The sequence below is a fragment of the Pseudomonas sp. 30_B genome (assembly GCF_017491605.1).
Taxonomy (GTDB): domain Bacteria; phylum Pseudomonadota; class Gammaproteobacteria; order Pseudomonadales; family Pseudomonadaceae; genus Pseudomonas.
In genome coordinates this window covers 17,118-27,232 of sequence record NZ_JAFGYY010000041.1, presented here as the reverse complement: position 1 = coordinate 27,232, position 10,115 = coordinate 17,118, and the positions used below count along the sequence as shown (strand labels likewise).

The 10,115-nt window shown below is 67.0% G+C and carries 5 protein-coding genes; all 5 read left to right on the top strand.

Annotation, left to right across the window (positions count from 1 at the left end; all coding sequences use genetic code 11):
- The first annotated feature begins 386 nt into the window (after window positions 1–386).
- The 5 genes from tpx to J5M67_RS26215 all read left to right on the top strand — a co-directional run bounded on the left by tpx (window position 387) and on the right by J5M67_RS26215 (window position 10,110).
- On the top strand, window positions 387–887 hold the full coding sequence (gene tpx, locus J5M67_RS26235; RefSeq protein ID WP_207888345.1) for a thiol peroxidase: 501 nt from the start codon (window positions 387–389) through the stop codon (window positions 885–887).
- A 226-nt stretch (window positions 888–1,113) separates the two neighbouring features.
- Entirely contained in the window at window positions 1,114–2,412 is a 1,299-nt protein-coding gene (locus J5M67_RS26230) for an MdtA/MuxA family multidrug efflux RND transporter periplasmic adaptor subunit (protein ID WP_207888344.1), read from the top strand.
- A complete protein-coding gene (locus J5M67_RS26225; RefSeq protein WP_207888343.1) occupies window positions 2,409–5,531 on the top strand; it encodes an MdtB/MuxB family multidrug efflux RND transporter permease subunit in 3,123 nt (1,040 codons plus the stop codon). The genes J5M67_RS26230 and J5M67_RS26225 overlap by 4 nt, the downstream gene beginning before the upstream one ends.
- Entirely contained in the window at window positions 5,531–8,641 is a 3,111-nt protein-coding gene (locus J5M67_RS26220; RefSeq protein ID WP_207888342.1) for a multidrug efflux RND transporter permease subunit, read from the top strand. The genes J5M67_RS26225 and J5M67_RS26220 overlap by 1 nt, the downstream gene beginning before the upstream one ends.
- Window positions 8,638–10,110: an efflux transporter outer membrane subunit gene (locus J5M67_RS26215; protein WP_207888341.1), complete on the top strand. Its 1,473-nt coding sequence runs from the start codon at window positions 8,638–8,640 to the stop codon at window positions 10,108–10,110. Before J5M67_RS26220 ends, J5M67_RS26215 begins: the two co-directional genes overlap by 4 nt.
- Window positions 10,111–10,115: the final 5 nt, after the last annotated feature.

The following is a 10,115-nucleotide window of genomic DNA, read 5'->3' as shown; positions in this document are numbered from 1 at the left end:
GGAGCGAGGGCATTTTTCGCCTAAGCGAAAAACCGGATGCAGGGGCAAGGCCTTTTGGTTCCTTTTGGGCCCCAAAAGGGACTCGCCCGAGGGGGCGAAACAAGAAGTTCGCGCGCACACCGAAGCGACGCAGAACACCAAACCAGAAGCATCGCGGACGGAGTCCGCTCCTACGAAGAGCAGGAGCTTCGCGGGCACGGCCCGCTCCTACAGGGGCCAGGTTTCGCTGTCAGTATCCGAGTAAATCCGCAGCGGAAAGCCACGCCCCAATATCCCGAGCGTTCCACTCAGGCAAGTCGTGCTAGGATTTGCCCCCCGGCCCCGATACCTCGGGCGGTGTTGGCACTCCGCCAGCGCTGCCACCCCTCACCAGAAGGATCCAAGCAATGGCTCAAGTCACCCTCAAGGGCAATCCGGTTTCCGTCGACGGCAAGCTGCCGCAGAAAGGCGAACAGGCTCCGGCCCTCAAGCTGGTCGCTGGCGACCTGTCCGACGTCTCCCTGGAAAACTACGCCGGCAAGCGCAAGGTGCTGAACATCTTCCCCAGCGTCGACACCCCGACCTGCGCCACCTCCGTGCGCAAGTTCAACGCTGAAGCCAGCAAGCTGGCCAACACTGTCGTACTGTGCGTTTCCGCCGACCTGCCGTTCGCCCAGGCGCGCTTCTGCGGCGCCGAAGGCCTGGAGAACGTGGTCAACCTGTCCACCCTGCGTGGCCGCGAATTCCTCGCCAACTACGGCGTGGCCATCTCTAGCGGTCCGCTGGTTGGCCTGGCCGCCCGCGCAGTCGTCGTTCTGGACGAGCAGAACAAGGTGCTGCACAGCGAGCTGGTTGGCGAAATCGCCGACGAGCCGAACTACGCCGCCGCCATCGCTGCCCTGAGCTGATACTCCGGCGCTGATGCTCCTGCGTTGATGTGACAACCGGGCCGACCTGCTTGGTCGGCCCGGCTGGTCGGAACCCTTCCGGCCGATCCAGGTCGCAACGTCCTGGAAAATTCGTAACCTCCGGTAAATCAAAGGTAAATAGCGGGTAAAGAGACTTTGCCTGCGGCCTCGCTGTGCTTATCGTTCAGCCTCGCTATCCTCTTTTCTTTTCGCCATGACGACGACCATGACCCCAAGCAATGGAATGCCCTCCAAACTCCGCACCCTGCGCCCCTGGCTCTTCACCGCGCTCATCTTCGCCGCCGTGGTGGGGCTGATCATGTGGCTGCACTCGACGTCCAGCGGGGCGCCGGCGGCCCAGGGCGGCGGACGTGGCGGGCGGCCGAGTGCGGGTCAGATGGCGGCGGGGCAGGGTGCGGCGGTGACGGTCAGCGTCGCGCCGGTGCTCAAGGGTGACCTGCCGGTGCACTACCACGCGCTGGGCACCGTCACGGCCTACAACACGGTCAACGTCCGCGCGCGGGTCAGCGGCCAGCTGGTCAAGGTGCCGTTCCAGGAGGGCCAGGAAGTGAAGGCCGGCGACGTGCTCGCGGTGATCGACCCGCGCCCGTTCCAGGCCGCGCTGGATCAGGCCCAGGGCACTCTGCTGCAGAACCAGGCGCAGCTGAAGAACGCGCAGATCGACCTCGCCCGCTACAAGGGCCTGTATGCCGAGGACTCCATCGCCAAGCAGACCCTGGATACCCAGGAAGCCCTGGTGCGCCAGTACCAAGGCACCCTGAAAACCAACGAAGGCCAGGTCGCCGACGCCAGGCTCAACCTCGAATTCACCCAGGTGCGCGCGCCCATCTCCGGCCGCGTCGGCCTGCGCCAGGTGGACGTGGGCAACCTGGTCACCTCCGGCGACACCACGCCGCTGGTCGTCATCACCCAGGTCAAGCCGATCTCCGTGGTGTTCAGCCTGCCGCAGCAGCAGCTCGGCACCATCGCCCGCGAGCTGTACGGCAACAAGCCGGTGCCGGTCCAGGCGCTGGACCGCAACCAGAACCAGACCCTGGCTACCGGCGTGCTGAAGACCCTGGACAACCAGATCGACACCACCACCGGCACCGTCAAGCTCAAGGCCGGTTTCGATAACGACAACCACAAGCTGTTCCCCAACCAGTTCGTCAACGTGCGCCTGCTCGCCGAGACCCTGCAGGGCGTGCTGACCATCCCGGCCAACGCCGTGCAGCGCGGCAACGACGGCACCTACGTGTATAGGGTCGGTGAGGACGACAAGGCCAAGCGCCAGCTCGTCACCCTGGGCACCAGCGAGGGCGAGCGGGTGGTGGTCAGCGAGGGCCTGAAGGAGGGCGACCGGGTGGTCGTCGAGGGCACCGACCGCCTGCGCGACGGCATGCGCATGAACATCGTCGCTTCCGACGAGAAGGCCCGCGCCGCCGCCAGCCAGGACGGCGACAAGTCCACCGCCAAGCCGTTCGGCTCGGACAGCCCGGTCCAGGACAGCGGTAAGAGCGAATGAACCCGTCACGCCTGTTCATCCTGCGGCCGGTCGCCACCACGCTGTTGATGGTGGCGATCCTGCTGTCGGGGATCATCGCCTACCGCTTCCTGCCGATCTCGGCGCTGCCGGAAGTGGACTACCCGACCATCCAGGTGGTGACCCTGTACCCCGGCGCCAGCCCGGACATCATGACCTCGTCGGTCACCGCGCCGCTGGAGAACCAGCTGGGGCAGATTCCCGGCTTGAACGAGATGTCGTCCACCAGCTCCGGCGGCGCCTCGGTGATCACCCTGCAGTTCAGCCTGCAGGTGAACCTCGATGTGGCCGAGCAGGAGGTGCAGGCGGCGATCAATACCGCGCAGAGCCTGCTGCCCAAGGACCTGCCGAACCAGCCGGTGTACAGCAAGGTGAACCCGGCGGATGCGCCGATCCTGACCCTGGCGGTGATGTCCAAGGACATGCCGCTGCCGCAGATCCAGGACCTGGTCGACACCCGTCTTGCGCAGAAGATTTCGCAGATTTCCGGCGTCGGCCTGGTCAGCATCAGCGGCGGCCAGCGCCCGGCCGTGCGCATCCGCGCCAACCCGGCGGCCCTGGCCTCGGCTGGCCTGAGCCTGCAGGACCTGCAGACCACCGTCACCAACAACAACCTCAACGGCCCCAAGGGCAGCTTCGACGGCCCGACCCGCTCCTCGACCCTGGACGCCAACGACCAGCTCAAGTCCGCCGACGCCTACCGTGACCTGATCATCGCCTACAAGAACGGCTCGCCGTTGCGCGTGCGTGACGTGGCCAGCGTGGAAGACGACGCCGAGAACGTGCGCCTGGCCGCCTGGGCCAATACCTCGCCGGCGGTGGTGCTGAACATCCAGCGCCAGCCGGGCGCCAACGTCATCGAGGTGGTGGACAGCATCAAGCAGATGCTGCCGCAATTGCAGGCGAACCTGCCGGGCAGCCTCGAAGTGACGGTGCTCACCGACCGCACCACGACCATCCGCGCGTCGGTGGCGGACGTGCAGTTCGAACTGCTGCTCGCCGTCTGCCTGGTGGTGATGGTCACCTTCCTGTTCCTGCGCAACCTCTCCGCGACCCTGATCCCCAGCTTCGCCGTGCCGCTGTCGCTGATCGGCACCTTCGGCGTGATGTACCTCGCCGGCTTCTCGATCAACAACCTGACGCTGATGGCGCTGACCATCGCCACCGGCTTCGTGGTGGACGACGCCATCGTCATGGTGGAGAACATCGCCCGCTACCTGGAGCAGGGCGACTCGCCGCTGGATGCCGCGCTCAAGGGCTCGAAACAGATCGGCTTCACCATCATCTCGCTGACCTTCTCGCTGATCGCCGTGCTGATCCCGCTGCTGTTCATGGGCGATGTGGCCGGGCGGCTGTTCCGCGAGTTCGCCATCACCCTGGCGGTGGCGATCCTGATTTCCGGCTTCGTCTCCCTGACCCTGACGCCGATGCTCAGCGCCAAGCTGCTGCGTCACGTCGAGCCGGAGAAGGAAGGGCGCTTCGCCCGGGCCGCCGGCCGCTTCATCGAGCGCATGATCGAGCGCTACGCCGCCGCGCTGCGCGTGGTCCTGCGTCATCAGCCGCTGACCCTGCTGGTGGCCATCGCCACCCTGGCGTTCACCGCGCTGCTCTATGTGGTGATGCCCAAGGGCTTCTTCCCGGTGCAGGACACCGGGGTGATCCAGGGCATCGCCGAGGCGCCGCAGTCGATTTCCTTCCAGGCCATGGCCGGTCGCCAGCAGGACCTGGCCAAGGTGGTGCTGCAGGACCCGGCGGTGGAAAGCCTGTCGTCCTTCATCGGCGTCGACGGCACCAACGCCACGCTCAACACCGGCCGGCTGCTGATCAACCTGAAGCCCCACGCCGACCGCGACGTCACCGCGACCGAGGTGATCCAGCGCCTGCAACCGGAGCTGGACAAGGTCCCCGGCATCCGCCTCTACCTGCAGCCGGTGCAGGACCTGACCATCGAAGACCGCATCGCCCGTACCCAGTACCAGTTCACCCTGCAGGACGCCGACCCCGAGGTGCTGTCCGAATGGGTACCGAAACTGGTGGACCACCTGGAGCAGTTGCCGGAGCTGGTGGATGTCGCCAGCGACTGGCAGGACAAGGGCCTGCAGGCCTACATCAATATCGACCGTGACACCGCCTCGCGCCTGGGCGTGAGCCTGTCGAGCATCGACAGTGTGCTGTACAACGCCTTCGGCCAGCGGCTGATCTCCACCATCTTCACCCAGGCCACCCAGTACCGCGTGGTGTTGGAGGTGGCGCCGGAGTTCCAGATCGGCCCGCAGTCGCTGGACAACCTCTACGTGCCCGCCAGCGACGGCACCCAGGTGCGCCTGTCGAGCCTGGCGAAGGTCGAGGAGCGCCACACCCTGCTGGCGGTCAACCACATCGCCCAGTTCCCGGCCGCGACCATCTCCTTCAACCTGGCCAAGGGCGTCGCCCTGGGCGAGGCGGTGCAGGCGATCCGTAGCGTCGAGGCGCAGATGGAACTGCCGGTGAGTCTGCAGGGCAGCTTCCGTGGCGCGGCGCAGGCGTTCGAGTCGTCGCTGTCGAACACCCTGCTGCTGGTGCTGGCGTCCATCGTCACCATGTACATCGTGCTGGGCATTCTCTACGAGAGCTTCATCCACCCGGTGACCATCCTCTCCACGCTGCCCTCGGCGGGCGTGGGCGCGCTGCTGGCGCTGATGCTGGCGGGGCAGGACATCGGCATCGTGGCGATCATCGGCATCATCCTGCTGATCGGCATCGTGAAGAAGAACGCGATCATGATGATCGACTTCGCCCTGGATGCCGAACGCAACGAGGGCAAGCCGCCCCATGAGGCGATCTACCAGGCCTGCCTGCTGCGCTTCCGGCCGATCCTGATGACCACCATGGCCGCACTGCTCGGCGCGCTGCCGCTGATGCTCGCCGGCGGCGCCGGCGCCGAGCTGCGCCGGCCGCTGGGCGTGACCATGGTCGGCGGCCTGCTGCTGAGCCAGTTGCTGACCCTGTTCACCACCCCGGTGATCTACCTGTACTTCGACCGCCTGGCCGCGCGCTGGGCCGCCTGGCGCGGCCGCCATGGGCTGGACGTGAACAGCATCGATCCGGCGGAGCGCGGGTGATGAACCTGTCGCGCCCGTTCATCCTGCGTCCGGTCGCCACCAGCCTGCTGACCCTGGCGCTGATGCTGGCCGGCATCCTGTCGTTCGGCCTGCTGCCGGTGGCGCCGCTGCCCAACGTGGATTTCCCGACCATCCTGGTGCAGGCGGCGCTGCCCGGCGCCAGCCCGGAGACCATGGCTTCCTCCGTGGCGACCCCGCTGGAACGCGCCCTGGGGCGCATCGCCGGGATCACCGACATGACCTCCAGCAGTTCGCTGGGCAACACCACCATCATCGTGCAGTTCGACCTGTCCAAGGACATCGACGGCGCCGCGCGGGAGGTGCAGTCGGCGATCAACGCGGCGATGAGCCTGTTACCCACCGGCATGCCGAACAATCCGACGTACCGCAAGGCGAACCCGTCGGACATGCCGATCATGATCCTCACCCTGACCTCGGACACCTATTCCCGTGGGCAGATGTACGACCTCGCCTCGACCATCGTGTCGCCCAAGCTGTCGCAGGTGAAGGGCGTGGGCCAGGTCAGCATCGGCGGCTCCTCGCTGCCGGCGGTGCGGGTCGACGTCAATCCGGACCAGCTCAGTCAGTACGGCATCTCCCTGGACAACGTGCGCACCGCCATCGACAACACCAATGCCGACGGGCCCAAGGGCTCGCTGGAGTTCGGCGGGCGCCACTGGCAGGTGGACTCCAACGACCAGCTGCGCAAGGCCAGCGAATACGCGCCGCTGATCGTCCACTACAACGCCGAGACCGGCGCGGCGGTGCGCCTGAAGGATGTGGCCAAGGTTTCCGATTCGGTGGAAGACGTGCGCAACGCCGGCTTCTCCGACAACCTGCCGGCGGTGCTGCTGATCATCACCCGCCAGCCGGGCGCCAACATCATCGAGGCCACCGACGCCATCCACGAGCAGCTGCCGATCATCCAGGACGTGCTCGGCCCGCAGGTGAAGCTGTCGGTGATGGACGACCGCAGCCCGTCGATCCGCTCCTCCCTGGACGAGGCCGAGCTGACCCTGATCATCTCGGTGATGCTGGTGATCCTGGTGGTCTACCTGTTCCTGCGCAACGGCCGCGCCACGCTGATCCCCAGCCTCGCGGTGCCGGTGTCGCTGGTGGGCACCTTCGCGGTCATGTACCTGTGCGGCTTCTCGCTGAACAACCTGTCGCTGATGGCGCTGATCATCGCCACCGGCTTCGTGGTGGACGACGCCATCGTGGTCGTGGAGAACATCGCCCGGCGCATCGAGGAGGGCGACCCGCCGCTCAAGGCGGCCATTCGCGGTGCGCGCGAAGTGAGCTTCACCGTGCTGTCGATGACCCTGTCGCTGGTGGCGGTGTTCATCCCGCTGCTGCTGATGGGCGGCATCACCGGGCGGCTGTTCCGTGAGTTCTCGGTGACCCTGGCGGCGGCCATCCTGGTCTCGCTGGTGGTGTCCCTGACCCTGACGCCGATGCTCTGCGCACGGCTGCTCAAGCCCATCGAGCGGCCGCAGAAAGCCTCGGTGGCGCGCCAGACCAATCGCTACTTCGTCGCCTTCATGCTGCGCTACCGCGCGAGCCTGAGCTGGGCGCTGGAGCATTCGCGGCTGATGGTGGTGATCATGCTCGGCTGCATCGCGCTGAACGTCTACCTGTTCGTCGTGGTGCCCAAGGGCTTCCTGCCGCAGCAGGATTCCGGGCGCCTGCGTGGCTTCGCGGTGGCCGACCAGAGCATCTCGTTCCAGGCGCTGGACCAGAAGATGGCGCAGTTCCGCACTATCCTCTCCGCCGATCCGGGCGTGGAGAACGTGGTGGGCTTCGTCGGCGGCGGCAAGTGGCAGTCGAGCAACACCGGCTCATTCTTCGTCACCCTCAAGGACATCGGCGAGCGCGACTCGGCGGAGGTCATCGTCAACCGCCTGCGCAAGCAGCTGGCGAAGATTCCCGGCGCCACGCTCTACCTGCAGGCCGGCCAGGACGTGCGCATCGGCGGCCGGCAGAGCAACGCCCAGTACGAATTCACCCTGCGCAGCGACGACCTGGCCCTGCTGCGCGAGTGGGGGCCGAAGGTCGAAGCGGTGCTGAACAAGGTGCCGCAGCTGGTGGACGTCAACAGCGACGCCCAGGACAAGGGCGTGCAGAGCCGCCTGGTGATCGACCGCGACCGCGCCGCCAGCCTCGGGGTCAACGTCGCCGACGTGGACGCGGTGCTGAACAACTCCTACGGCCAGCGCCAGGTGTCGACCATCTTCAATCCGCTGAACCAGTACCACGTGGTGATGGAGGTGGATCAGCCCTACCAGGAGTCGCCGGAAGAGCTGCGCCAGGTCTACGTGATCGGCAGCGACGGCCAGCGCGTGCCGCTGTCGGCCTTCACCCACGTGGAGCCGAGCCGCGCGCCGCTGACGGTCAACCACCAGGGGCAGTTCGCCGCGACCACCTTCTCCTTCAACCTGGCGCCCGGCGCGCTGATCGGACCGGCCCGCGACGCGGTGATGGCGGCGCTGGAGCCGTTGCACCTGCCCATCGATATCCAGGCCACCTTCGAAGGCAGCGCCGGCGCGGTGCAGGACACCCAGAACAACATGCCCTGGCTGATCCTGCTGGCGCTGGTGTCGGTGTACATCGTGCTCGGCATCCTCTACGAGAGCTACGTGCACCCGCTGACCATCCTCTCGACGCTGCCCTCCGCCGGCGTGGGGGCGCTGCTGACGCTGATGCTGTTCCGCACCGAGTTGTCGCTGATCGCGCTGATCGGGGTGATCCTGCTGATCGGCATCGTGAAGAAGAACGCCATCATGATGATCGACTTTGCCCTCGACGCCGAACGCAGCCTCGGCCTGTCGCCGCGCGACGCGATCCTGGAAGCCTGCATGAAGCGCTTCCGGCCGATCATGATGACCACCCTGGCCGCCATCCTCGGCGCCTTGCCGCTGATCTTCGGCGTCGGCGGCGACGCCGCGCTGCGCCGCCCGCTGGGCATGACCATCGTCGGCGGCCTGATCGGCAGCCAGTTGCTGACCCTGTACACCACCCCCGTCGTCTACCTCTACCTCGACCGCCTGCGCCATTGGGTCAACCAGAAGCGCGGCGTGCGCACCGACGGCGCCCTGGAGACACCCGTATGATCCGCTCCCGTTCTCTTCTCCCATTGGCGCTCGCCGTGGCCCTGGCCGGTTGCGCCATCGGCCCGGACTACCAGCGCCCCGAGCTGACGGTGCCCGCCGGCTTCAAGGAGGGCGAGGGCTGGCAACTGGCCAAGCCCCAGGACGGCTTCAACCACGGCGCCTGGTGGGAGCTGTACGGCGACGCCACGCTGAACGACCTGCAGACCCGCCTGGTCGCCGCCAACCAGACCCTGGCGCAATCGGTGGCGTCCTATCGCCAGGCCCAGGCATTGGCCAAGGGGGCGCGCGCTTCGTTCTTCCCCACTATCAGCGCCGATGCCGGCAAGACCCGTTCCGGCCAGGGCACCGGCAGCGGCGGCAGCGTGCGTCTGCCGGATGGCTCCACCGTGGCCAGCGGCGGTGGCGGCGGTATTTCCAACAGCTATGACGCCAGTCTAGGCGTGAGCTGGGAACTGGACCTGTGGGGCAAGCTGCGCCGCCAGCTGGAGGCCGATACCGCCAGCATGGACGCCAGCGCCGCGGACCTCGCCGCCTCGCGCCTGTCGCTGCAATCGGAGCTGACCCAGGACTACCTGCAACTGCGCGTCATGGACCGGCAGGTCAAGCTGCTCAATGACACGGTGGTCGCCTATGAGCGCTCGCTGAAACTCACCGAGAACCAGTACAACGCCGGCATCGTCACCAAGGCCGACGTGGCCCAGGCGCGCACCCAGCTCAAGAGCACCCAGGCCCAGGCCATCGACCTGAAATACCAGCGCGCCCAGCTGGAGCACGCCATTGCCGTGCTGGTTGGCGTGCCGCCGGCGCAGTTCTCCCTCGCCGCCGTGGATGCCGTGCCGGCGCTGCCGCAGGTGCCCGGTCTGCTGCCGTCGGAACTGCTGCAGCGTCGCCCGGACGTGGCTTCGGCCGAGCGCAAGGTGATCGCCGCCAACGCGCAGATCGGCGTGGCCAAGGCTGCCTGGTTCCCCGACCTGACCTTGACCGCCGCCGGTGGCTACCGCAGCGGCAGCTTCCAGAACTGGATCGAGACGCCGAACCGCTACTGGTCCATCGGTCCGCAGTTCGCCATGACCCTGTTCGACGGTGGCCTGATCGCCTCCCAGGTCGAGCAGGCCGAGGCCAGCTACGACCAGACCGTGGCCAGCTACCGGCAGACCGTACTGGACAGCTTCCGCGAGGTGGAGGACTACATGGTCCAGCTCAAGGTGCTGGAAGAGGAGAGCGGTGTGCAGCAGGAGGCGCTGGACGCCGCCCGCGAAGCACTGCGCCTGACCTTCAACCAGTACAAGGCCGGCACCATCGACTACAGCAACGTGGTCACCACCCAGACCAGCGCGTTGTCCAACGAGCGCACCCTGCTGACGCTGCAGGGCAGCCGGCTGACCGCCAGCGTGCAACTGATCGCCGCGCTGGGCGGCGGCTGGGATGCCGCGAAAATCGCCGAGGAAGGGCAGGCAACGCGGGACTGACGGGG

Coding starts and splice junctions, on each gene's coding strand:
- tpx (WP_207888345.1), top strand. CDS start 387: ATGGCTCAAGTCACCCTCAAGGGCAATCCGGTTTCCGTCGACGGCAAG.
- J5M67_RS26215 (WP_207888341.1), top strand. CDS start 8,638: ATGATCCGCTCCCGTTCTCTTCTCCCATTGGCGCTCGCCGTGGCCCTG.
- J5M67_RS26220 (WP_207888342.1), top strand. CDS start 5,531: ATGAACCTGTCGCGCCCGTTCATCCTGCGTCCGGTCGCCACCAGCCTG.
- J5M67_RS26225 (WP_207888343.1), top strand. CDS start 2,409: ATGAACCCGTCACGCCTGTTCATCCTGCGGCCGGTCGCCACCACGCTG.
- J5M67_RS26230 (WP_207888344.1), top strand. CDS start 1,114: ATGACCCCAAGCAATGGAATGCCCTCCAAACTCCGCACCCTGCGCCCC.